Genomic DNA, 25924 nt, shown 5'->3' on the forward strand with positions numbered 1-25924 from the left:
TATTTCCTTTAGATGTTGTAAATGAATACCGATATGTCCTATTCCTAAAATCACAACAGAAATGAGCATCAAGAGATGTTTTCCATAGATTCCCAACAGGAAAAATGCAATGATCGGAAGTGTTGCCCCTGCCACTGGAACAAAGCCTAGTGGTTGATAGAAATCGGATAAAGTACGTGGGCTATGAAAATAACGATACCACCAATAAAGATATGCTAGCATGATGATAAAAGATAAGATCAACCAAATCAGATCAACCTGAATGCCATGGAAATTAAAATCGGTAAAAACGATCGCACAACAACTTACCAACACCTCCCCGACTCGCTCAAATCCCAGCAAAACTTTTGATTCATTGTTTTGATCATAGTGTTGAGGTTTTCTTTTCACCCAGATCAGATTGGGAATCATCAACATCAATAAATAGAGAAATCCTATATAGGAAAAGCCAAAATGTAAGGTCATCTCAATTCACTCCTTTCAAAACATTGCATGCTGTTTTACACCATCTTAGATAAGCCTCATAACTTTGTATACCAAATTCTACAGTTAATAAATAATACCGATGTGTTTCATCATCTGAGATGTAGGATGTGAGTGTCTTTTTTGCCATATACAGATAAGGCAATTCGGATTGAATATGTTGTTGAAAAGCTGTAATATGTTGTAATGTTTGTTCTTTCCCCACTTCTTTTCCAAAAAATAATTTCAATAAAGTTTCATAGCGTAGTTCATCTTTGAGAACCGGCTTAGAAAGCCATTCTTTCAGATAATTACTGCCTAAGCTTGTCATATGATAAATCTGTTTCTTTCTCCCCTGTTTTGTTTCCTCTCGCACATCCACAAAGTCTTGGGAAAGGAGTTCTTTTAAGGTTGGATAGATACTGCCATAACTTGCACTCCAAAAATAATGTAGCGTAGTATCCATCCTTTTCTTAATTTCATATCCGGTCAAATCCTCATGTGCCAATAATCCGAGTATGACACAATCTAATTTCTTTTCTGTTGCCATTTGTGTATTCCCTGCTTTCTGATATGTTTATTATATATCAGACTGATATATAATACCATTTGTTTTTCGAGGAAAAAAAACAAGACATACGTTCATCTTGTTTTTACTTTATCTATGAAATCGTTATATTCGCAATTTCATCTTCTAAGTTTTTTAAGAATTTTCCTGCATGTAACCCATCCATTTGTGTATGATGGAATTGAAATGAAATCGGCAAACGTGCCTGATTGCCCTCGATATGATATTTACCCCAAATCAAGAAAGGATTATGGAAAATACCACTATTCATACCTACAGCCCCATCTAATTCGACATTCACAATAGCAGAAGTACCTATGACCATATACTCTTTTGATAAATCATGATCAATACAAGTATCATGTACCTCTTTTGTATAACGAAGATAATCCGCATGGAACGTTTCAAGGTCATCTGTAAATGCAATATCGCAAGAACTGACCTCTTTCTCTTTATTTTCAACGATCGTATTGATCGCAATTCGATCATATTTCATCAGTTTATCACCTACAGGCAATATATAAAATTCTTTGACAGACATTGCTGCTTTTCCAATACAGTAATCTAATAACATGTTAAATTTCAAACCATGACGTTTGCTTACTTGAATTAGTGGCATTACATCATACGTTTTAAAAAGGGTGACCATAGGATTCAAGGCTTTCATCCATAGTTCATATGCAGAAGCTCTTGTCGTCTGTTTAGGATCTATTTCTCTTGCACTCATGCTGTTCTCCTTCCTGTTATTGCTCATCTTTCCAGAAGTTATAAATGATCTTAGAAAGTTTTTTTGGATTATCCTTATTCACTTCATGCGAAGCATCATCCACTATGATAAAGTCACTTTCTTTGATGTGTTGATGTAACAATTCCGCACTTTTCATGTTCACCTTATCTTTCTTACCACACAAAATCAAACTTTTACAATGTATGCGATCCAATTTATGTTTGATATCCAAGGTTTCCATGGAATGAAGTAATGCGATAACCGCCTCTTTAGAACAACCCATAGTTTTAAATGTTGCCTTTGGCATGAAACGAAAAATCATAGTTTGTATTTGAAAGAGATGTTTTGGTATTTCATATGGTGTACCTATCAAAATGATAGAATTTACTTTCTCTGGATATTCCGATACATAATCTAATGCCAATATGCCACCTAAAGATAACCCACATAAATCCACTTTACCTTCTTGACAATTACAAAATTGACGAAAAGCCTGGTATATCGTTTTATAATCCATTCCATCCTGACTTGTCATCTGAAATAAATTAGGACATACGACCTCCATGTTTTTTTCATTTAAAAGTGTTTTGATTGGATTCCAGCTTTGATCATCTTGTCCTAACCCATGAATTAAAATATGTTTCATATAACCTCCACAATAAGATACATTTTATTTGATATCACATAGAAAGCCTGTTGATTTCGTTTCTTGATAGTTTTCTAAGAAAGGATGCACACCCCATTTACCGGCAAGTTCATTTACAACATCTTCATCAGGATAAACGATATGTTCATCATAGTTCTCTAAATCAAAAGAGGATAAGCTCAATCCTACTTCTTGTTCTTCTTTTGTTAAGGCTCCTTCATTTGAAATGATTTCTCCTTGATCTCCGATATAATAAAAGCTACGCACTAACTTTCCGTTTACGTATTTTATCCAACATGACAACTCTACCACTCTATGTGTGGAAAAGAATTGGATTTCTTCAAAATCCATTGCGATATTTTGTAAGAGTTCATTATTTTCTAATGGCGCATCAAAATTTATTACAAGAACATAGCCATCAAAGCATGGTGTTACAAATATTAGATTCCTATCTTGCATATAAGTAAAAGCACTGTTCCAGTTACTCTTTAAGACATTGGTACAATGAAGTTTATTTAACACTACATTAGGATCTTTTTCTTTCAAGACCAACCAAGACATTTTTGTCCCAAATGGAATAGGTGCATCCGGCTCTTGACAGATACCGCTATGATCCTTTACTTTCTTTTCTTTTTTAAAATGCTGAAATACTACCATGATCTACCTCCATCATAAAAATCGTACCATATCAGAATAAACATAATTCCATAGGTGTAAATCTAATACCATTTACAATTTGTTCTTTATCTATTTGGATGAATCCCATTTTTGTATAAAATGAAACTGCAAAAGGTGATGCATTCACCGTCATTTTATCTGTATTACAATTTGATTTCACCGTTTGGAAAAGCTTTCTTCCGATTCCTTGTTTGTGATAGGTTCCATCTACAAAACATAATGCAATATGCGAACCTTCCTTTCGAGTAGCAATCACTCCAACCAACATTTCATCAAGAAATGCACCATACATACATAGCTGTTGCAAAAAGGCTTCATCATGAATACTATGATAAAATTCTTTGATTCCTTCTTCAGCATAATCAGGTGCTTCATATTCTAAAAACACTTCCCATACTAAGGATATTCCTGCTTTAGGGTTATGGATACGTTTGATGGAAATATCTTGCATCTTATTCACCTCTTTGTTATATCTCAATGAATGATATGGTTAGTGTAACATGCCTTACCATATAACACAATATGTTTCCTATTCTTGAATCAAAAGAATCGCTTCTACCTTCTTGATCTTATATGCTTCCAGATATGCAAATAAAAAGAACAAACAAACCACAAGTACTACTGGAAATAACAACTGTGTGAAGTCTTGTTGTGATTGATATACGCTGATACCGATCAAACGCAAAAACTGTGAGGCAATCCAATCGGATAATCCAAAACTAAGCAATATCCCGATAAATGCGCCAAGCAGTGCTGTTATCGCAAAACGAAGTGCAAATGCAAGTTGTAACCTTTGGGAAGAAAAACCCAATGATTTATAAATACCCATATCTTGTTGTTCCCTATATAGCATTTTACTACCGGTCATCAATATTACAACTAAGATAAAGAACATCACGATAACATAGAGAAAGATTTCCAATGCGGACATTACCGCTAGTACTTGATCAACACCTGACCAAGAATTATCACTCACTTGAATGCGATCTTGATAAACATGTTGTAGCTGTTTCATTACATCTTCTTTTTGTGTAGCATCTTTTAAAGAAAAGCAGATTTCCATGGGAAGATCCTTTTTTGTTAATCGCTGAAATCCTGCCTTATTCATACTGATATTGCCTCCCATATCATTGGCACATTGATTGATACCGGTGATAAGGTAGTTCTCTTGTTTTCCCTCATAACTTACCTTTACTTCATCACCGATCGATACACCCAATTCTTCGGCAATAAATTCAGTCAAAACGATTTCATTATCATAACGACAAGTTCTTCCTTCCAACAGTTGATAGTAATCAGGTTCAGATATTACATTCAATATGTAATTTACATGATTGACTTCTCCTTTGACATTGATAAATTCAAATGTATGTTCTAAAGGAGCTATTGTTTGAACCTTTTGTATGATTTCATTTGCTGATGTCGTATCTAAAATCGTAACATCAAAATCTGCGGGGGCAGCTGAAAAGGATTGAATCAAACCTTCTCCATTGGGACCGATCCAATTGCCAAAGCCTGTTGTAAAGGATAAAAAGAAAACAAGAAGCGCAGAAACAATACCTGCACTGAAATATTGTTTTTTACCTGATATCAATTGACGTAATGCCAAACTTATACTCAATGGAAAAGGAAAGATAGCGATTCTGATTCTACTGTGAAAATAGACATCACTTTGCCCTCCACGAATGGCTGAAAGTGGAGTGATACGAACAAGCTTTCTCGTTTTTATAAAAATAAAACTAAGTACTAGGAACAATATGGACAGTATGACCATACTACAAAGAATCATAGGAAGGGTGGATGGAATTAAAATACCTGTGGAAGGTACCGTAATCTGATTGATAAAACGAACAACAAAAGCAGAAGCCGGCATACCCATCAATAACGGAATCAACACAATGAGTCCATATTGCATCATCATATAAGACCTTAATTTATGATTAGAAAATCCAACCGCTTTCAAAATTCCCATATCCACATAATCTTGATCAATGCTACTGGAAATGCTATGGCCTAAAACAAGCATGGCAACTCCCAAAAGAATCATCACAAAGAGTAAGAGGAAACCAGAAAACATTTCCTGCATAATAAGCATAAATCCAAGTACGGTGTCATCGCTATAAGAAAATAGGGTATTGTTTTTCAAATCGGTTTGTTCATTTAGGATGCTTTGAAATTCATTTGATGTCAGCGTCGTATCTTCCTGTTGAAAAAGATGATATGCGTTTCCAGCAATCAAGGTATCTGTTTCCCCGTGTAACGCCAATTGTCTTAACTCTTCTGTTTCCTGAGGATTCATCAAAATCGTCTTGATCCCCATGACACTACTACCCATGATCGGATCCTCAAAAAAGCCTTTGATCCGATAGGTTCTACTATCTTTATCATTCCATTGGATGTTCCATGTATCACCGATTTCAAGATGCTGTTCATTTGCCAAAGCAATAGGTAAGTACACCTCTTGTTTTGATGGCTCTTGTGCATTTGATAAAAAACCTGCATGATCTTCACGATAGATTGCATATTTTTTTGCATATGCAGCAAGGATGGTGGTTTCATCTCTGATATCTGAAGCAAAAATAAGCTGTTCCTCTTCTACTTTACGTACCTCTTTCAAGCCTTTGATTTGTTGTAGTAAAGCTTCTTCATCTTTGACATTTGCACACCATTGCGTAATATCACCATAACCAAGTCGCATGAGCTGTTCTGTTTCATATACCTTTGCATTATTCCAAAAAGCAATGACCGCACAAAAAGAAATAGAGATCAAAAACATAAATGTAAAGATACCGATCATACTACCTCTTTGTCGTTTCATATTTGCTTTTATCAACATCATCGTTCTCATCATGCTTTTCACCATGCCAAAGAGGTCAACCAAGCAGTTACCTGAGTTTCTCGATTTCTGCTCATACTCTCTTCAAAAGCCGGCAAACGCATTTCATCTAAGATTTTTCCATCTTCAAGATATAATAAACGTGTGGCACGAATCGCCGCATGTAAATCATGTGTTACCATGACGATACTTTGACCTTGTTCATTTAACTTTGTCAATAAATTCAATACATCCTCAGAATTACGCTTATTTAGAGCCCCTGTAGGTTCATCTGCGAATAAAATACCGGGTTCATTGATCATCGCTCTGGCGATCGCTGCACGTTGTGCCTCTCCTCCTGAAACCTGAAAAGGAAGACGATGAGATGCATCACCGACATTCATTTGTTTCAAAAGCATTTCTGCTCGTTCTCTGATTTCCTTAGGTCGTTTCTTTTTGTTTAGATAACCTGTTACGACAACATTTTCAAACAAGGTCAAATTACTAACCAAATGGGTTTGTTGAAAGACAAAGCCAAATTCATTTGCACGAATATTGGCAAGTTCTTTCTCCTTTCCGATACTGATTTCCATATCAAGATATCGTATCGTACCAGAGGTCGGTCGATCCATTGCACTTAATACATATAACAATGTAGATTTACCTGCTCCCGATGATCCCATAATTACGGTAAAATCCTGTTCATAGATATCTAAATCAATCATATCCAATACATGATTTTGATTCCCATGGTTTACAAAACTTTTACAGACACTGTCTGCTTTGATCATGACTTTTTTCATATGTTTCCTCCTTGTGACAAGATAGTTATAACAAAAAAGTTTTTAAGAAATCTTTAAGAGAGGAAAAGAAGTGTCATCATAACACTTCTTTTTTCTCAAATGAAAGAATAACCTCTAAACCATCCTTTTGTTGTAACGAAATAGTGGCATTCATTTGTTTTAAAATGTAGGAAACAATATAAAGACCTAGCCCTGAGCCTTCTTGATCAACTGCATTACTACCTCGATAAAACTTATCAAAGATGAAAGGCATATCCTGTGGTGGAATCCCCATCCCATGATCTTTTATATGGATTTCATACTGTGTATTGTTTTGTGATGTCCATATTAAAATCTTAGTATCAGGTGCATATTTTCTTGCATTGCTAATGATATTTTCTAATACTTGTGCCATTCTTTTTTGATCGATCCAAAGAATTGCATCTTCGAAAGGATGCGAAACGATAATTTGAGGATAAGCCAAATCAGTCAAAAGCTTTTCTAAACATGGTTTCATAGAACAAGGTTGTGGGCGCATATCCAATTGATGCAATTCTGCTTGTGCATGTTGCATCAAATCATTTGTCAATCTAGTTACCTCATCACATTTTTTCATAATGACTTGAAGATATCGCTCCTTTTTTTCATAACAATCATCTAATCCCGCTTCTAATCCTTCTGCATAGGCACGTATCGATGCAATTGGTGTTTTGATATCATGTGATAAACTGGCAATTACGGTTTTTTGATCTTGTATGGCCTTGGCCTCATTTTGACGTGCATGTTGGATTTCTTTTCTCATATGATCAAACGCCCATGTAAAAGAACCAAAAAAGTTAGAACGTTCATAAGGTAAGCTGATATTCAAATTCCCTTTGGCGATTTCTTGTGTATAAGCTTCCATCACATGAAAAGGGCGTAATATCTTTATATTCATATAAACAAACATAAAGATAACATATCCCATACTAATCATAAGATACCCATAAATATTCGCTGTATGATCTGTTGTATTCCTTTCTTTATTTTTTAACAGATGTTTTAATTCATTGATCTGTGATTGAGCTGCACTCTTTCCATCTGCTTGTTTGGTTAATTGTTCAACCTCATTTAGCACTACCAGCTCCGGTAGTTTAGATTCATGAAGTTTACTTGGCATATACATTGTATAGCTGATCATTAGAATCAGATAACCTATGGTCATGTATAACAGATGCTTTTGGACTCGCCTTGCCATTTATTGCTCCTCCTCTGGGCAAAAACGATATCCTATTCCCCAAACGGTTTGAATGAGTTTTGGCTTTGCGGGATCTTGTTCCAGCTTTTCTCTTAACCACCTTACATGCACCGCAACGGTTGCAATTTCTGTTTCCGAAAACATTCCCCAAATCTCATGTAGCAATGTTTCTTTGGTGATGGTTTGATTAGGATGTGTACAAAAATACAAAAGTACATCATATTCTTTTAACGATAATTTTAGTAGGGTATTTCCTTTTTTTACGATACGATTACCATTATCAATGATAAGATCACGAACTTGATACACCATCTGTTGTTCATCACCATATGTACGACGTATCAGTGCCTTTATTCTAGAAAGAAGTTCTTTTAAGGAATATGGCTTTTCTAGATAATCATCGCCTCCAAGATCCAAGCCTTCGATCTTATCCTCTTCTCTATTTCTTGCACTTGCAAAAATAACCGGAACCTGACTCACCAAACGTAGCTCCTTACATAAGTCAAAGCCTGTACCATCTGGTAAATTAACATCAAGTAAAATCAAATGATAAGATTCCTTGGTCAATTGTTGAAATGCTTGTTGGCAAGAGGATACGATATCTACTTGATATGTGTAAGCTGTTAACATATCTTTTGTGATCATCGCAAGATCTAAGTCATCCTCTATGATTAGAATTTTTTTCATAACGCTGTTCCATCCTTTATAGGAAACATTATACAGGAAGTGTCGAAAAAAAACAGGCTTTCTAAACGAAAACCTGCTTCAATCTTGATTAATACATTCCACCTTGTGGCATTGGAGGCATTGCTGGAGCATCTTCTTTGATAGCTGCAACACCAGCTTCTGTTGTCAAGAACAATGCTGAAATACTTGCGGCATTCAATAATGCACTTCTTGTTACCTTAGTAGGATCAATGATACCTTCATCAAACATGTTGACCCATACACCGTTCTTAGCATCGAAACCAACATTCTCTTCTGCGTGCTTCTGTGCTTCTACTACTTCTTCTGCGTTGTAACCTGCGTTTTCAGCAATTTGTTCAATTGGTGATAACAATGCATCAAAGACAACTTTGATACCTTTTTGTACATCTACAACATCAGATTTCAATTCATCTTTTAATGCTTTGTATGCTTCTACTAGAGCAGCACCACCACCGATAACGATACCTTCAGCAACTGCTGCACGTGTTGCATTCAAAGCATCTTCGATACGTAATTTCTTTTCTTTCAATTCTGCTTCTGTAGTAGCTCCCACTTTGATGATAGCGACACCATCACTTAATTTACCAAGACGTTCTGCATAACGTTTTTTATCATAATCGCTCTTGCAGTTTTCCATCTGTGCACTTACTTCAGCAATACGAGCATCGATTGCTGCTTTTTCACCAGCACCACCGATCATTGTCGTATTATCTTTTGTAACAACAACTTTCTTCACAGTACCCAAATCTTCTACCTTCATTTCTTTTAGATCCATACTTAGATCTTTAGAATAGAAAGTTGCATTTGTTAACGTTGCGATATCCTGTAAGATGTCTTTTTGATTATCGCCAAATCCAGGAGCTTTGGTTGCGACAACATTAAATGTACCACGTAATTTATTCACAACTAAAGTAGATACTACTTCATTTTCAATATCATCAGCGATGATCAACAATGGTTTGTTTGCCTGTAAAACCTGTTCCAATAATGGTAAGATTTCCTGTACATTGCTGATTTTCTGATCTGTTACCAATACGAATGCATTTTCCAATACAGCTTCCATTTTTTCATGATCACTTACCATGTATGGAGAAACGTATCCTTTGTCATACTGCATACCTTCACTGATTTCCAGTTCAGTATCAAAGCCATTAGATTCATCAACTGAAATGACACCATTTCTACCGACTTTTTCCATAGCCTCCGCAATGATATCACCGATTTCCTTGCTACCACTTGAAATTGCAGCAACACTTGCAATATCGTTGCTAGTTTCAACTTTACGAGATTTTTCTAGAATATGTTTTGCTACTTCTTTGCTGGCATACTCAATACCTTCTCTCATCAAAACAGGGTTTGCGCCTTTTTCAACTTGACGAAGACCATTGCTGATCATGCTTTGTGCCAGAATGGTTGCTGTTGTTGTACCATCACCGGCAGTATCATTTGTTTTATTAGCTACTTCATAAACAAGTTTAGCACCCATGTTTTCAAATTTATCTTCTAATTCAATTTCTTTCGCAATACTAACCCCATCATTTGTAATAAGTGGTGAACCGTATTCTTTTTCTAATACAACATTACGTCCTTTTGGTCCAAGGGTAACACGTACTGCATCAGCTAGTGTATTCACACCCTTTAGCATTGCATCTCTTGCATCTTTTGAAAAACGAACTTCTTTTGCCATGTTCCATTACCTCCTTGATTAAGCCATAACAGCTAAGATATCTTCATCTTCGATGATGATATATTCAACTTCATCTACTTCTACTTTGGTTCCAGAATATTCTTTATAAACAACACGATCATGTTCTTTGATCTCTGCTTCACTGTCTGGACCAACAGCTACTACAGTAGCGATACTTGGCTGGTTCTTATTAGCCTCCGTTAAAATAATACCACTTGCGGTTTTCTTTTCTACTTCATCCTTCTTTAAAATGACGTTCTTGTGTAATGGTTTCAACATCTCAAAATACCTCCTTCATCATTTTAGCACTCACAGTTCATAACTGCTAACACATTATATTATACTCAATTTTAGCACTTTGGCAATAGGATTGCTAAAAAAAGTTTCAAAAGTTTAAAATGTACTTTATATAGCTTGCTCTAAGTGAAAAGAACTACTTTATCTTATGATAGAAAAGCCAATGTTATTTCAAGAATGTATCAATGATGTCACTTATAGATAAGCTTCGTCAATAAAATCATTTACAAAATCAGGGAGCATCACTTTTATTACAAAGATATCCAATAACGTTGTAGTACATCTTTATGATCTTGTATTTCATTTTCCAAGATGCCATGACACGCTTTTATGGTCTTCGCACTTGCGATGTTGTTTTTATTACAAACTAGTAATACACGATGTAGATCCATGCTTTTACAAACATTCAATCCCATAGCAAGCATTTCTTTAGCATAGCCATGCCCTCTTTGATCTGGTCGTATACTATAACCGATATGACCTCCATATTGCATCAAATAATCATTTAAGGATAATCGAAGATTTAGCATACCTATGACTTCGTTTTGTGTTTCTTCCACGAACATAAACTGTTTTGAACATACTCTTCCCTGTGGCAAGGTTTTGACACTTTCGTGTAATTTATTCCATTCATACCAGCTTATAAAATCGCTATAGTCCTGTAATTCCCCACTACCATGTATCAAATGTTCTCCATATTTAAAGCATAGTTGCCGATAACGCATAATTGATTGCTCCGCCTCTTTACTTATTGTGATCAATCTCATAAGTACCTCCATCTATGAAAAAATGACTGCAGTTCACAGTCACTTTTAATGATGGCATCCTCCCTCATGGCTTCCGCAATCATGTCCATCCTCATGTTCATGATGATGGTTGCAGTTTCCACTTGGATCATCTTTTAATGTTCCATCTTTTAATTTATCAATGATGGTGTCAACATTACCACTTTGTCCGGCAATAATCTGAATTCCCTTTTCTGCAAGGGCATTTCTTGCGCCTTGTCCGATACCACCGCAAATTAATACAGAAACGTTTGCAGAAGCAAGCAAATCAGCCAATGCGCCATGTCCACGATCTCCACTGGATAATATCTGTTTAGACACAATGGTTTGCTCTTCCATATCTACTAATAGAAAGGATGGACATTTTCCAAAATGTTGGAACACGACATGATGTTCCATCGTAATTGCATATCTCATATCATTTCCTCCTATTTGGTATATAACTCATCTGTTGTGTCAATATGAAATTGCTTTAAGAATGCTTCAATATCACTTTTTACATCACTTGCTTTTTTGATATGAATATTTTGGCGTTCCCAAGTTTTCACAGCGATTTCAGCATTTGGAATCCCCAACTTTTCCGTTGTTGCAATCTCTATCTGTGACTTGATTTTTTCAGTATCTTTACTTGCTGTTTCATTCGCAAATTCAGATGCCGTTTTGATATAATCCGCAACCTTATCCTCACTACCTTTTTTCACGAATAAGGCAGCCTGTGGATAACCTGTAGATGTGAATCCGTTTTTTGTTTTGTAAGCTTCTTGTAGATCCTTGATCATACTTAAGTTCAAATTTTTTTCTTTTGCTTTCGCAATAGTTGCTGTTGCGGCAGGCTCTGCCATCAATCCAACGGTTGCTTTGCCACTAAGCAATTGTGCTTGTACATCATTCACGGAATTGAAGTATTGTACTTCTGCTTTGATATCAGATAAATCCATACTTGCATTCAATACGATTTGAGGTACTGCTTTTTCTCCGAATACAGCAAAGACACCTTCTTCATTTAAAGCATTCTCATTCGTACCTACAAGATAAAGATTGCCCCATGTTACCACATGGCTTAAGGTATAACCGCTTTTTCCACTTGTGATCATTTTTGCGCCAAGATTAATCGGTGCAACGATCATATCATAATCCCCATCTGATTTTGCAAGTTCGGCTTGAAGTGTATCACTTCCATCCACCGTTTCCAAAGTAACCAAATCATCACCATATAACCCCAACATAGATAAGCTTGGTGCCCCTAATGGTGTCAATACTTTGATGGATTCTGCTTCTTTTGTCGTTGAGCATGCAGTCATCGTCAATGCGACAGCTGCTGCTAGAGCTGTTTTGATAAATTTCATAGACGTTTCTCCTTTACTTCGCACGCTAGCATATCGATAAACTCATCTAGAGGCATCGTATTGGATTCTTTACTTCCCGCTTTACGAATGGTAACGCTACGACTTTCAATTTCGCCATCACCAATAACTAACTGATAAGGTATCTTCTGCATCTGTGCTTCTCTAATACGATACCCCAGTTTTTCATTTCTTGCATCTAATTTGCTTCTAAAACCTAATGCATTCAGCTTTTCATTGATTTCCTTTGCGAAATCGACATGCTTCTCATAGTGAACGGGAACGACCATTGTTTGAACAGGAGATAACCAAGTTGGGAAATGACCAGCAAAGTGCTCGATCAAGATACCAATGAAACGTTCAATAGAACCGAAAATCACTCGATGTAACATAACAGGACGTACTTTGCTACCATCACTTTCTACATAGCTTAAATCAAATCGCTCTGGCAAATTCATATCTAACTGAATGGTACCACATTGCCATTCTCTTCCTAAAGAATCTTTGATATGGAAATCTAGTTTAGGACCATAGAATGCACCATCACCAGGATTGACTTTATAATCTTTTCCTGCATGTACACAAGCATCAGCAAGTGCCTTTTCACTCTTTTCCCAAATCGCAAGATCACCAATGTATTTCTTTTCCGGACGTGTAGATAGTTCGATTCGATAGCTTAATCCGAATACTGAATAAACACGATCAATAAATTTGATCAATTCCATAACTTCACTTTCAATCTGATCAGGACGCATAAAGATATGTGCATCATCTTGTGTGAAGGTACGAACACGGAACAAGCCATTTAAAGCCCCGCTCGCTTCATGACGATGTACCTGGCCTAATTCTCCCATACGTAGTGGTAACTCTTTGTAAGAGCGTAAGACGCTACCAAATACAAGTAATGAACCAGGACAATTCATTGGTTTGATCGCAAATTCACGATCATCTACCATAGTAGTGTACATGTTCTCTTTGTAATTCGCCCAATGTCCACTCACTTCCCACAATTCTTTGCTCATCATGATCGGTGTTTTGATAAATTGGTAACCTTCTTTGGTATGTTCTTCATACCAAAAATTTTCTAACAGATTACGAATGATCATTCCATTTGGTAAGAAGAATGGCATACCAGGTGCATATTCACTCATCATAAACAAGCCTAACTCTCTACCCAGTTTTTTATGATCACGTTTCTTTGCTTCTTCTAATAGATGTAAATGTTCTTCTAACGCCTCTTTTGTATCAAAGCAGACACCATAAATACGCTGTAGCATTTTGTTGTTGGCATCGCCTTTCCAATAAGCACCAGAATGTTTCAATAGCTTAAAGTTTTTTAATTCTTTTACTGTTTCTACATGAGGTCCACGACAAAGATCAATAAATTCTCCTTGTTGATAACAAGTAATGTTTCCATCTTCTAAATCTTGAATCAAGTCAATTTTATATGGATCATCTTGAAACATTTCCATCGCTTGAGCTTTGGTGATTTCTTTACGAACAATGCGTTTTCCATCTTTCGCAATCTTTTTCATTTCTTTTTCGATTTTTTCTAAATCTTCATCACGAATGACATCATCTCCAAGGTCAATGTCATAATAGAATCCTTCACTGATAACAGGTCCGACCCAAAATTTCGCATTTGGATATAATCGTTTGACAGCCTGTGCCATCATATGTGCACAAGAGTGGTTCATGATACTTAATTTTTCATTTTCTTTGATATCGATCATTTTCAATCATCCTTCCTATTTTTCCTATAAAAAAAGACTGAATCTCAAAGGACGTCAGTCTTACACGCGGTACCACCTTTGTTCATATTCTGATAGAATATGCCCTTTATACCATTAACGCAGGTTTCATGCGGCACACCTTTTCAGGGGCAACTCCAAGGGAGTAAGCATTAGCAACCTCAAAAAGCTTTCACCAACCGCTTTTCTCTCTACATCAGCTTTCCAATACTCATATCCTTATCGACGTTTTTATTTACTTTTATTTTATACACCTTTTTAAAAGATATGTCAATCCATTCACCGTTTTTTAAAAAGATATTCTTCAAAATGCTCATTTTCTTTATAGATACGCAAAAATTGCCAAAAATTCATTTTACCATGCAGAATAGTAAAAATTTGTTATAAAAAATCATTATAGGAAAGAAACATTATAGGAATTCTTATGTTAGAATTATTTCATGTGGTTTTTTACAGATTTTGCCTTTTAAATTCGAAGCAGGAATCTAGTATAATCATCACTAGGAAAGAGGGTGTATTATGAGAAAAACGTATGGTTATGTTCGAGTATCCAGTCAGGATCAAAATGAAGCCAGACAGTATCTGGAACTTCTTGATTTCGGAATCGATAAGAAATACATCTATATGGATAAACTGAGTGGAAAGGATTTCAACCGCCCCAGCTATCATAAGCTTGTATATAAAAAATTGAAACCAGGAGATCTCCTTGTCATCAAGAGCATCGATCGACTAGGGCGAAATTATAATGAAATATTAAACGAGTGGAAATATATCACAAAAGAAAAAAACGTGGACATCAAGATTCTGGATATGCCTTTGCTGGATACTGATCAAAGCAAAGATCTCATTGGTACTTTAATTGGTGATATCGTCTTGCAGCTTTTATCTTTTGTCGCTGAGAATGAAAGAATCAATATTCGTCAACGACAGGCAGAGGGAATCCGTGCCGCAAAATTAAGAGGTGTACATTTTGGAAGACCTAAAATCGATTTTCCTGATGACTTCGGAGAAATTATTTATCTTTGGGAAAAAGGAGAATTACAAAGCAAAGAAGCTATTGCATTATCCGGATTAAAGTATTCTACTTTTTATAAAAAAGTAAAGGAATATAAAGAAACGGTTCAAGACTGATCCATGACAAAAAAAAGATTCAAAACTGAAATGTCTTGAATCTTTTTCTATTACCAGCTACCGCCGCCTCCCCCTCCGAAGCCGCCGCCAGAGAAACCCCCACCGCCGCCGAAGCCACCGGAGCCAAAGGATCCTCCACCAGATCCACCTTTTGGCTGAGGTACATAGGTTGCTGCTTTTGATATATCATGGAAACAATAATGGAAATGACTCCACCAAAGCATACTAGTAAAGACTCTACCATCATCATAACCTTCATACCAAGATGGATAAGGTATGGCAATATCCTCAAATTTTTTGACCCAGGTATCACTTACACCTAACACATAGGCATAAGGCAAGATATCAAAGAATGCATATGGATCGTCTTTTACCAATAGTTCAATGCGATCCTTTTCACAACTTAAGATAAACTCCTTTAGTCCTAATATTTGTCCTAACCATACATTACCTTGTTTACTGCGCTTATCCATAAACATCATCATGATCATCAGCGCAATGCTTGTGAGAAGAGCCAATAAGATCATATACCAGCTTGCGTTGAAGAACCATTGAATGGCTGCATTTGCCATCAAAAAGATGCCATTGAATATCAAGGTTAATATCGCAGACAAATAAAAGGTAGATTGCTTCATTGCATGATGCTTTCTCATGATAAAGATCCAAGGGATACTGCTTATCATCAATAAAGGAATCGGAATTAAAAACGGAATCACTAAGAACATCGTTTCATATTTTGCATATCCGCATGCAATACTTAGCATCATTTGCGGTAACACTAACATACCTAACATAAGAACTTGAATTGCAGTAGATGCACCGATGGATACCCTACGCTCTTTTACTCTAAAATAACTAGATAATTTGTGTTTGGAACGATTCAATGCATTGGAAACCTGTTGATTCATCAAATCTTCTTTATCTACCAAATCTTTTTTAGAAAATAAAGCATAAAAGAATTCTTTTTCGTATTCTTTCGCATCCACAGGCAATGACTTGATCTTTTCCAACTGAAAGCCATCCTTTTGATCATAAATTTTAATATAACCGCCATTTGCCCAAATCAATAGTAGCGATAAGATATCCTTGTTATCCGCAAATTGATCAATGACATAGCCGACACCTGCACTATCTAACCCATCAGGCGCTGTGAATTCTACGGTCGTGATGATATCATCATCTTTACCGAAACGCATAAACAATACGCCACAGATCAATAAAAGTACCAACATTATACCAAGAGTCCATCCATCATAATTTTTAGGAACAGGAAATTGAAAATAATCATTTGGTAAATGAACCATAATGGTCACATTTTCATTTGACATCATTGATGTCTTAATCTTTCCAGAAATGACATTTCCATCCACTTCATAGGTAAGATTGGTACCATATGCTCCATACTTACCTGTATAGGTATACACTTGTTGAGCATCAAATGCTTTCGGCATTTGAATACGATAAGAAAAGCTTTTAATGGTTGTATCGAAATCACCGATCAAATTCCAATACAACATCTGGATACCATTCAAATCAAGATCCTTTGTTTGCACATGATAGGAAATCTGATAGCTTTGTTCTCCAATGACCGTATCATCAGCATCTCCAAGCTTAATCTGAATACCATCATAATTCTGTTCTAAAGAACAAGTCGTACTACAACTGACCGCACTCACAGGAAAATAATAAGACTTTTGTTTTGGTGTACCATCCATATCCCATGTTTGTTGATAAGAAGTTGGGATATTGCGATAAAAGCCATGGCGATAATCTGAAAAATCTAATTGATAGGTCTCAACGATATCAATACTTCCATCCTCATGGACATTCATTTCTATATGAGCTGAATTAATCACAAATGCTTCTCTTGCCTTGATTGGTGTGATAATGAGAACAAAGCAACAGAAAAGCATAAGCGTTATCTTCCATTTTTTCATTTGCTTACCCTCTCTTTCGAAAAAGGAATAGCTAAGCTATTCCTTAAAATTGGACCTTTACATTTTCTCGTTCAGAAGCATCTTGAACCTCATACAGTGGCTTCTTCGCAAAATGAAAGATGCCTGCAAGCAGATTGCTTGGAAACATTTCTACCAAATTGTTAAACTTCACACATACCGCATTATAGTACTTTCTTGCATTGGCGATTTCACCTTCCATCATCTTCAACTGATTTTGAAGATCCATGAAATTTTGATCCGCCTTTAAATCCGGATATTGTTCACTAATCGCATATAAAGGTCCTAACATGGATTGAAAATTCTTTTCTCCTTGAATTTTCTCATCTAAAGTCTGTGCTTGTACAGCCATATTACGTGCACTGATGACTTTAGTCAATGTCTCGGATTCATGCTTAGCATATCCTTTGATACTTTCGACAAGATTTGGAATCAAATCATAACGTTTCTTTAGATAAACGTCCATTGTAGAAAAGCCTTCTTCTACTTTGTTCTGTAATTTGATAAATTTGTTATAGGTCGTAATCATCCAAATGATGATCAGAACAACAATTACCGCTATTACAATACCTGCAATCTTCATATTATCTCTCTCCTTTGATGAATGTTTTGATTATATCATCATTTAGCTTCTAACGCAAGAAAGCAAAAAAGCAATGATAGACATTGCTTTTAAAATACGAAATTTCCTTCTTTGAATATGGATACCTCTGTTCCATCAACACATTGTCCGATGACTTCCATATCCTCATTTCCAAACATGAAATCCACATGTGTATAAGATTGATTGACATCATGAGCAAGAAGCTCTTCTTCGCTCATTTCAGTGCCATGCTCAATATTGGCAGGATATGCGCTTCCTAACGCCAAATGACAGCTTGCATTTTCATCGAATAAAGTATTATAGAATAAAATACCACTTTGAGAAATCGGAGATGCAAAAGGAACCAACGCTACTTCTCCTAATCGACAACTTCCTTCATCAAATTCCACTAAGCTCTTCAAAGCTTCTTTCCCTGCTTTGGCATCATAATCTACAACCTTACCATCTTCAAAGACAAACCAAAAATCTTTGATCAAGGTTCCATTATAATCTAATGGCTTACTAGCAACAACTTTACCATTCACACCACTTCGATGTGGTGTAGTAAAAATTTCCTCCGTAGGCATGTTTGGATTAAAGCTGATGTTTTTTCCAACGGTAACATCACAACCACCAGCCCAAATATGACGATCGACTAATTTCACTTGAAGGTCTGTTCCTAAACTGTTTTTAAAATGAAGCTCTTTTAATTGGTATCCATTCAAAATATCAACTCGTTTTTGGAAGCTTTCATTTAACTGTGTCCACTCTTCGATTGGATCGTTATTCGGTGTAACGTGAACACAAGATAGAATACGTTCCCATAATTCCTCTACTGCTGCATCATCATCTTCAAATTCAGGGAAAACAAGTTTTGCCCATTCTTTGTTTGGAACAGCTACAATACACCATTGTGTTTTATTCGCCATTGTATAATCTTGTGCTTCCTTATTCGCAGATGCCATCGCCATACTTCGTTTGCTAAGTTTATCCGCAGGAACATCTTTCATTATGCCTGGAATATCACTGACAATATGTAATACGCATGCGCCTTCTTTTAAATAATCCAACTTACTGTCAATTTGCCATTTGCGAATATCACAAAGAGTTTCTTCCGTTTGATACAAGAAATCATAACGTGAAGTATATTCATCTCTATAATTTACCAATACCTGTTTTGCTCCGTGCTCATAAGCCGATTTCACACAAGCACGTGTCATTTCAACTGCATCAATGCTAGTATTAATGATCAATATCTGATCCTTTTGCAGATTCACACCTTTTACAATGGCAAGCTCTGCATATTTTTCTAAACGATTTTGATCTATCATATATTCTCCTTGTCTACATAAGATCTAGGTAGCATTGCAGCACCTACAATTCCTGGTTCTTCTAATAAAGCCTCTTTGAATTCCACTGTTTGCATACCTTTATGAATCATTGTTCTATAGTATGCCTCCATTTTATCGAAGAATACATCTTTTCCTTTCATAACACCGCCACCAACAACAAATACATATGGATCTACCACATGTGCGATAGCAGAGAACATAACCGCAATATCATATGCAACCTGATCACAAAGTGCGATTGCTTTTTCATCACCTTTTCTAGCTAGATCGAATACATCTCCAGCATGTTGAATTGCATCATCACCAAAGATTTCTTTTCCTTTTCTAGTAATCGCAGTTCCACTTGCTTCATTTTCTACAGCTCCGACATTTAAATAGTTTACCTTTTCACGGTTTCTATCAATGATGATGTTTGCTACCTCACCAGCATGACCGTTTTTACCTGCAACTACACGCTCATTTACGATCAAAGCACCACCAATACCTGTGGAAATTGTCACATAGTACACGATAGGAAGACCTTTACCTGCTCCTAGCATCGCTTCTCCCATACCTGCCACATTGACATCGTTATCCACAAAAGTTGGAATATGGAAATGATCTGATATCGTTTTTGCGATTGGGAATCCTTCGAACCCAGGCAAATTTGTCGCAAGTACCATTTTTCCTTCTACTGTATCCACTGGTCCGGGAACGCCCATACCAATACCTTCACATTCTTGATAGCCGTCGATACTTTCAATCAATTTAATGATTTTATCTACAACGTGTTGTACGCCTTTGCCTACTTCCGTTGGTTCTTTCACGATTTGAAGAATGTTACCATTCTCATCTACTTTAGCCACACGAACGTTTGTACCACCTAAATCTACGCCGATATACGTTTTCATAAAAAAACTCCTCCTTTTACATCATTGATAGTATTATTTTATCACTTTTGAATACGTTTTCCTATATCCTTTGAGAAAATTCTTCAATTACTTTCTCTTTCTTACCGTCATTATAACAATTGTTACGGTTTCTATCATATTGCAGAAAAAAAGCACGCATTGTGCTTATGATACAAAGGTAAAATCAACGGTATATTGTAAAGAACCATCTACTGGATATTCCCATGATTCTTTGATGGTATAACTTTGTGTGGTATCCGGATAATCCACCATCTGTTGTTTTGCATAGGCTTCCGCTTCTGCATAAGTCATGAAAACCATTCCACTGTTACCGATATATTGATGATTTGTTCGCACCACGATTTCTTCTTCTGGTTCTGTGATGATCTGTTTGGTTACCACTTTATGTTCTTGTCGTTCATTTTCTTTATGTTGTGTGGTTGTCGTTGCTTGTTTTTTATCTTGTGATATTTTTGTATCAGAAGTATCTTTTGATGGTTGTTGCTTGGCTATTTGCATTGGCTGATAAGCAACTTCACCTGAAATACCGTTATCTTCTTGTTGTTCATTTTCGAAATCAAATTGCGTCAATTTATCAAGAGCCGGTATCGAGGAATCTAAAGCGGCGAAACCTGAGGGAGTCATTGATGCAGAGGGTTTTGTATAAAAATAGCCTCCGATAAACATTAAGGCGATTGCGCCCCATCGCAAACAGATTGAAATCTTTTTTTCTTTCATACAGCACCTCCTTGTTTTTAGTGTAACATGATTGTTTCTATCCTGTCTATCCTTCGATCAAAAATTAGATTTTTTCAAAATTCCTATTAAAATTGAACAAAAAAAGCACAGTATTTAAACCATGCTTTCAGATTTTTATTTTACTTCAATGATTTTCATAGTATTGGTTGCGCCACATCCAACTGGATATCCAGCTACGATGATGATCGTTTCACCAACTTTGATTCCCATTTCTTTTGCAATTGCACGTGCTAATTCACATTCATTATTCTGGTTGTTTGCTACTTCAGATAACACCGTTGTAACACCCCAGTTTGCAGCTAATGAACGCTGTGTTTTTTCATCAAACGTTACAGCGATGATTGGTGCTTCCGGACGGAATTTAGAAATTCTTCTAGCTGTTGTTCCGCTCTGTGTAAAGGCGATAACAGCTGCTACATCCAATGCCATTGCTGTATCGGCTACAGAAATCGCAATTGCATCATTCTTAGTTCTCTGACTTGTTTTGATAGAGTTTTTCAATCTTTCTCTGTATGGAATTTCTGGTTCCATTGCTTTTGCAATCTTATCCATAGTCTGAACAGCTTCTACTGGATAAAGACCTGCAGCGGATTCCCCAGAAAGCATGATAGCATCTGTTCCATCAAGGATCGCATTGGCAACATCACTTGCCTCTGCACGTGTTGGTCTAGGATTTCCTTGCATACTTTCCAACATGTGAGTAGCAGTTACTACTGGTTTCCCTAATGCATTGGCTGTCTTGATGATCTTTTTCTGATAGATCGGTACCAATTCTAATGATACATCTACACCTAAGTCTCCTCTGGCAACCATAACACCATCTGCAACTTCTAAGATAGATTCTAGATTATCGAAACCTTCCTGATTTTCAATCTTTGGAATGATTTGAATATCTTCTTTTCCTTCTTCTTTTAAGATCTTGCGAATAGCAAGAACATCATCTTTTCTTCTTGTGAAAGAAGCAGCGATATAATCTACACCCATTTTACAACCGAAACGAATATCAGCTTCATCCTTTTCGGAAATAAATGGCATGCTTAGCTTAACGCCAGGTAAATTACATCCTTTTTTACTTTTTAATGTATGAGGGTTTTCAATACGACAAGTAAGCTCTCCCTCTTTTTTATCAATTACTGTCAAACGACATTTTCCATCATCAATCAAAATCGTTCCATCAACATCTAGATCATCAAAGATTTCAGGACATTGAATATGAAATTTTTCGTGTGTTCCTAATATTTTTTCACGAACGATGGTTACGATATCACCCTTCTCATAGGTTTCCTGACCGTTTGCGAAATCTCCCAAACGAACTTCTGGACCTTTGGTATCAAGCAAAATAGCAACATTTTTTCCTGTTTCCTTTACTACTTCACGAACTGTCTTGATACGGTTTCCATGTTCCTCATAATCACCATGAGAAAAGTTCAAACGGATGATGTTCATACCGTTTTCTACCAATTTGGTCATCATTTCCTTGTTTTCACTGGCAGGACCAATGGTACAGATAATTTTTGTCTTTCTGTTTACTAGCATTTTTTCTAATTTCCTTTCCTAATTAACCTACGTCGTTTGTCTGACAGATTATACCAGTCGATCAAACAGGTTGAGTAGACGCTTACGGGATTCCCTAGGCATACTCAAAGCTTCTTCGATCGGTACAGCTATGATCTGGTTGTCTTTGATACTGACACATTGACCTCCTATGCCCTGCATCAGTAAATCAACGGCTTTTTCACCCATGCGGCTTGCTAACACTCGATCTGTTGGTGTCGGTGATCCACCACGTTGAACGTGGCCTAAAACCGTGGCTCTACCAGAAAATCCAGTATTCAAGCTAACCTTTTTCGCAAACTGGTGTACATCCGTAATTTTTTCTGAAATCACAACGATGGCATGACGTTTTTTCTTAATCAAATCAAAGTCACGCAATCTTTCCAACACTTCGCCTTCCTCAAAGCCAGTGGAAGAAGTAATCACGATTTCAGCACCGCAAGCGATTCCTGACCAAATAGCCAAATCACCACAGCGGTTTCCCATCACTTCAACGATAGAACATCGATGATGGGAGCTAGAAGTATCTCTCAGTTTGTCGACTGCTTCTACAATCGTGGTTAAAGCAGTATCAAAACCAATTGTAAAATCAGTACATGTGATATCGTTGTCAATGGTGCCTGGTAAACCTATACAGTTGATACCCATTTCTGTCAACGCAAGTGCTCCTCGATAGGAACCATCTCCACCGATAACAACAACTGCCTCGATCCCACGTTTTTTCAGTTGGGCAACTGCTTTTTTCCGTACCTCAAGATCCTTGAACTCAGGAAGTCGAGCAGAACCAAGAACCGTACCACCACGGTCAATGATTTCTCCAACGGAGGCTTTCGTTAAAGGTTCGATATAGCCTTCAACCATTCCCTTGTATCCATCATAGATACCGAATACTTCGATTCCACTGTTCAATGCAACCCTTGTGACGGCACGGATGGCAGCATTCATTCCTGGTGCATCTCCACCAGATGTCAGAATACCAATACGTTTTACCATAAAAATTCCTCCATTCACTTCATTATCATACCATTTTCTTACAATTTTGACTAGCATTTCTTTGTGTTTTACTAGCAATTATTTACGATTGCTCCTCGTATCAGAATCTTCGAGTTTCCCCCTTCACGAATAATTCATCAGATAACGCATGAATTCGTTCCAATACACGTTCTGCGGCGATCGGTTCTGATACTCTATTGGAAGTTACTCTCAAACGCTCTTTTAAATCTTTCATAGCATAATTGCTTGTGAAGATCGTTTTCTTTTTCGCCTGCATTCTCGCCTCTAAGATTGGCAATAAGATATCATCTCTACTCCAGCTCGTGACACTTTCTCCCCCTATGTCATCTAACACCAAGACCTCTACTTTTCTAAGCATTGTCAACTTTTTTTCCATTCCTTCCGGATCTTGAAACATCAGCTTTAGATCAGAAATTAACTTAGGCACATTCACAAATGCACAACGTATATTTTTACGTGCATAATAATTGCTCATACCAGATGCAAGCCATGATTTACCAACTCCCGGTTTTCCCCATAAGTATACCCCTTTTGTACTTGTTTCATCCATTAAATTTTTTGTTATTTCAAGTACACATAGTTTATAGTCATTGCTTTCTTTTGTCAGATCTAATTTAGAAATATCAACTTTTAACATTTCTTCATTCATATCTGCCTGAGCATACTTTGCTTGATGCGTAAATTGTTGTTGCTTTTGTATCAAATAAGTACATGATGTCAATCTGCTTTTTAAAAAGCCATCCATATATAAATCTAGATAATGACCGACTTGTGGTTGTCTACAAAACATCAAGCCTTGACAATGAGCACATTTTTGTACGGTATCCAACCAATCCTTTACACGCCCGCTATGTGCTTGTATGACTTGTTCATCTACCGCTTCTTGTTTCATCCAAGCGATGACTTTTTCTTCTTTTAATAAAGATGCGACCAACTTTTGTTTCTTTTCCTTTTGTTCCTCACTTAATTCATATTGAAAATGAACTCGATCCATATTTACTCACCTCCTAATTCTTTTAACATCTGTGCCAATTGTGCTTCATCTACTTCTTGATGATCCTTTTCAACAAGCTCTTGATGATGGAACCATTCCGGTAGTTCTTTTGTTTCAACCTTACTTTTCGGTTTTTTCTCTTTCTTCTCTTGTTCGATTTGAGCTAAGGCCTTTTCACTTGTATCAATACCTAATCGAATCCATACACCTGCAACCTTCTCTACATAATTTCTGGTAAAGCGCTGATTGGTGGTTTCTAACACATATTCGATCAAGACATTGACCACTTCTGGTTTCATTTTAAATTCGGTGATCAAATTTTCTATTAAAAATTTATCAGCATTGCTGACCTTAACACCGTTTTGTTTTTTCTGCATAAAAATAACAGGTGGAAGAGCATACGGATCATGTTTGTTTTCTTCATAAACTGGTTTGGCGCTCCTGGCTTTTTTCTTTAATGCTTCTATGTTTAGCCTACCTGTTTTTAGATCAATGCATTGAGAAACCAATTTACGCATTTCCATCTCAGAGATACCATGAATGGTCGCAAGTTCCCCGATCGCATGTAGATTTTCTCCTGTTCTGGCACTCAAAGGAAACACCATCGTAGAGTATCCACTCAAAAAGCGATCAAAGTTAAAGCTTAAGGGAATGTCATTTTGATATACCATATCGTTAGAAGGCTTCATCTGTTTAAATAAGGCCTCTTGCTCATCTTCCCATTCTTCCTTTAATACATTTTCAAATGGTATGGTAATCTCTTGGTATTGACGTTTATCCTCTATATCATGAGCAAAGCATAACTTATTGAATTCGTAAACTTGTTTTCCCATTTCCTTGATATATAATCGACCGAATACTTCATGTCGTAAAAATTCATTTCCTTCCTTCGGCATGAATAACTGATAGATATAAGCATTGTGAATAGCATCATAAAATGTTTTCACAAGTAAATATTGTTCTAGTATCCTTCTGCTTTTTTCCATGACTTCCATACTTAGTTTTGATATGCTTGCAATTAACAAATGATTTTTGATTTTGGCATGTCTGGTTCCAATTCCCAACATGGTATGATAAAGTGTCGCAGCATCCATACCAATCAAAGGTGTATACAGCATTTGAAAGGAAGCCAAGCGTTCCATACTCATTTCTCCGCAAATCTCGATCTTACATTTATCTTCCTTATTCAGCATATATCTCACCTCT

26 protein-coding genes and 1 other annotated feature are annotated in these 25924 nt (G+C 36.5%); of the genes, 1 reads left to right on the forward strand and 25 read right to left on the reverse strand.

The features are described 5' to 3' along the window. From UGRO018_RS13635 to thrS, 16 genes are all read right to left on the reverse strand, one after another. On the reverse strand, nt 1-465 hold a 465-nt coding region (locus tag UGRO018_RS13635; protein ID WP_416327045.1), incomplete at its 3' end, for a hypothetical protein. Nucleotide 466: 1 nt separating this feature from the next. Then, nucleotides 467-1012, reverse strand: coding sequence for a PadR family transcriptional regulator (locus tag UGRO018_RS13640; protein WP_416327046.1), 546 nt, complete (start codon nt 1010-1012; stop codon nt 467-469). A gap of 112 nt (nt 1013-1124) precedes the next feature. Continuing rightward, nucleotides 1125-1757 carry a CatA-like O-acetyltransferase, family 2 gene (locus UGRO018_RS13645; protein WP_416327047.1) on the reverse strand — a complete coding sequence of 211 codons (633 nt, stop codon included), beginning with the start codon at nt 1755-1757 and terminating at the stop codon, nt 1125-1127. Between the two features lie 16 nt (nt 1758-1773). Further along, the gene (locus tag UGRO018_RS13650; RefSeq protein WP_416327048.1) at nt 1774-2403 is read right to left on the reverse strand and encodes an alpha/beta fold hydrolase; all 630 of its coding nucleotides are present in this window, start codon (nt 2401-2403) and stop codon (nt 1774-1776) included. 24 nt (nt 2404-2427) lie between these two features. Continuing rightward, nucleotides 2428-3060, reverse strand: a complete 633-nt coding sequence (locus UGRO018_RS13655) for a hypothetical protein (protein WP_416327049.1) — start codon at nt 3058-3060, stop codon at nt 2428-2430. A 31-nt stretch (nt 3061-3091) separates the two neighbouring features. Then, nucleotides 3092-3532: a GNAT family N-acetyltransferase gene (locus tag UGRO018_RS13660; protein ID WP_416327050.1), complete on the reverse strand. Its 441-nt coding sequence runs from the start codon at nt 3530-3532 to the stop codon at nt 3092-3094. Nucleotides 3533-3610: 78 nt separating this feature from the next. After that, nucleotides 3611-5932 (reverse strand): ABC transporter permease, encoded by a 2322-nt coding sequence (locus UGRO018_RS13665; RefSeq protein ID WP_416327051.1) that lies wholly within the window; start codon nt 5930-5932, stop codon nt 3611-3613. Nucleotides 5933-5937: 5 nt separating this feature from the next. Continuing rightward, a complete protein-coding gene (locus UGRO018_RS13670) occupies nt 5938-6699 on the reverse strand; it encodes an ABC transporter ATP-binding protein (RefSeq protein WP_416327052.1) in 762 nt (253 codons plus the stop codon). Between the two features lie 76 nt (nt 6700-6775). Further along, nucleotides 6776-7915: a HAMP domain-containing sensor histidine kinase gene (locus UGRO018_RS13675; RefSeq protein WP_416327053.1), complete on the reverse strand. Its 1140-nt coding sequence runs from the start codon at nt 7913-7915 to the stop codon at nt 6776-6778. After that, nucleotides 7916-8602 (reverse strand): response regulator transcription factor, encoded by a 687-nt coding sequence (locus UGRO018_RS13680; protein ID WP_416327054.1) that lies wholly within the window; start codon nt 8600-8602, stop codon nt 7916-7918. Between the two features lie 88 nt (nt 8603-8690). Then, entirely contained in the window at nt 8691-10310 is a 1620-nt protein-coding gene (gene groL / locus UGRO018_RS13685) for a chaperonin GroEL (RefSeq protein ID WP_416327055.1), read from the reverse strand. An 18-nt stretch (nt 10311-10328) separates the two neighbouring features. Beyond that, nucleotides 10329-10589, reverse strand: coding sequence for a GroES family chaperonin (locus UGRO018_RS13690; protein ID WP_416327056.1), 261 nt, complete (start codon nt 10587-10589; stop codon nt 10329-10331). A 269-nt stretch (nt 10590-10858) separates the two neighbouring features. Beyond that, nucleotides 10859-11374, reverse strand: a complete 516-nt coding sequence (locus UGRO018_RS13695; protein WP_416327057.1) for a GNAT family N-acetyltransferase — start codon at nt 11372-11374, stop codon at nt 10859-10861. Nucleotides 11375-11419: 45 nt separating this feature from the next. Continuing rightward, nucleotides 11420-11809 (reverse strand): NifB/NifX family molybdenum-iron cluster-binding protein, encoded by a 390-nt coding sequence (locus UGRO018_RS13700; protein ID WP_416327058.1) that lies wholly within the window; start codon nt 11807-11809, stop codon nt 11420-11422. An 11-nt stretch (nt 11810-11820) separates the two neighbouring features. After that, the gene (locus UGRO018_RS13705; protein ID WP_416327059.1) at nt 11821-12738 is read right to left on the reverse strand and encodes a hypothetical protein; all 918 of its coding nucleotides are present in this window, start codon (nt 12736-12738) and stop codon (nt 11821-11823) included. Continuing rightward, nucleotides 12735-14468, reverse strand: a complete 1734-nt coding sequence (gene thrS, locus UGRO018_RS13710) for a threonine--tRNA ligase (protein WP_416327060.1) — start codon at nt 14466-14468, stop codon at nt 12735-12737. The genes UGRO018_RS13705 and thrS overlap by 4 nt, the downstream gene beginning before the upstream one ends. 44 nt (nt 14469-14512) lie before the next feature. Beyond that, nucleotides 14513-14721 (reverse strand) — a binding site (T-box leader). A 284-nt stretch (nt 14722-15005) separates the two neighbouring features. Here thrS and UGRO018_RS13715 point away from each other — a divergent pair. Further along, nucleotides 15006-15617: a recombinase family protein gene (locus UGRO018_RS13715; protein WP_416327061.1), complete on the forward strand. Its 612-nt coding sequence runs from the start codon at nt 15006-15008 to the stop codon at nt 15615-15617. A gap of 50 nt (nt 15618-15667) precedes the next feature. On the opposite strand, the gene UGRO018_RS13720 is transcribed toward UGRO018_RS13715, so the two are convergent. From UGRO018_RS13720 to UGRO018_RS13760, 9 genes are all read right to left on the reverse strand, one after another. Continuing rightward, nucleotides 15668-17554 carry a DUF2207 domain-containing protein gene (locus UGRO018_RS13720; protein WP_416327062.1) on the reverse strand — a complete coding sequence of 629 codons (1887 nt, stop codon included), beginning with the start codon at nt 17552-17554 and terminating at the stop codon, nt 15668-15670. 43 nt (nt 17555-17597) lie between these two features. Further along, on the reverse strand, nt 17598-18155 hold the full coding sequence (locus UGRO018_RS13725; RefSeq protein WP_463667568.1) for a LemA family protein: 558 nt from the start codon (nt 18153-18155) through the stop codon (nt 17598-17600). A gap of 89 nt (nt 18156-18244) precedes the next feature. After that, the gene (locus UGRO018_RS13730) at nt 18245-19486 is read right to left on the reverse strand and encodes an aminopeptidase (RefSeq protein WP_416327063.1); all 1242 of its coding nucleotides are present in this window, start codon (nt 19484-19486) and stop codon (nt 18245-18247) included. Further along, nucleotides 19483-20397 (reverse strand): ROK family protein, encoded by a 915-nt coding sequence (locus UGRO018_RS13735; protein WP_416327064.1) that lies wholly within the window; start codon nt 20395-20397, stop codon nt 19483-19485. Before UGRO018_RS13735 ends, UGRO018_RS13730 begins: the two co-directional genes overlap by 4 nt. A 165-nt stretch (nt 20398-20562) precedes the next feature. Then, entirely contained in the window at nt 20563-21135 is a 573-nt protein-coding gene (locus UGRO018_RS13740) for a hypothetical protein (protein WP_416327065.1), read from the reverse strand. Nucleotides 21136-21270: 135 nt separating this feature from the next. Then, on the reverse strand, nt 21271-22692 hold the full coding sequence (gene pyk, locus UGRO018_RS13745; RefSeq protein WP_416327066.1) for a pyruvate kinase: 1422 nt from the start codon (nt 22690-22692) through the stop codon (nt 21271-21273). Nucleotides 22693-22740: 48 nt separating this feature from the next. Further along, a complete protein-coding gene (pfkA, locus tag UGRO018_RS13750; RefSeq protein WP_416327067.1) occupies nt 22741-23703 on the reverse strand; it encodes a 6-phosphofructokinase in 963 nt (320 codons plus the stop codon). Between the two features lie 100 nt (nt 23704-23803). Continuing rightward, nucleotides 23804-24718, reverse strand: a complete 915-nt coding sequence (locus UGRO018_RS13755; protein WP_416327068.1) for an ATP-binding protein — start codon at nt 24716-24718, stop codon at nt 23804-23806. Between the two features lie 2 nt (nt 24719-24720). Beyond that, on the reverse strand, nt 24721-25911 hold the full coding sequence (locus UGRO018_RS13760) for a DnaD domain protein (RefSeq protein WP_416327069.1): 1191 nt from the start codon (nt 25909-25911) through the stop codon (nt 24721-24723). Nucleotides 25912-25924 lie beyond the last annotated feature (13 nt).

This window comes from Hoskinsella mucinilytica (genome assembly GCF_045223415.1).
Taxonomy (GTDB): domain Bacteria; phylum Bacillota_I; class Bacilli_A; order Erysipelotrichales; family Erysipelotrichaceae; genus Hoskinsella; species Hoskinsella mucinilytica.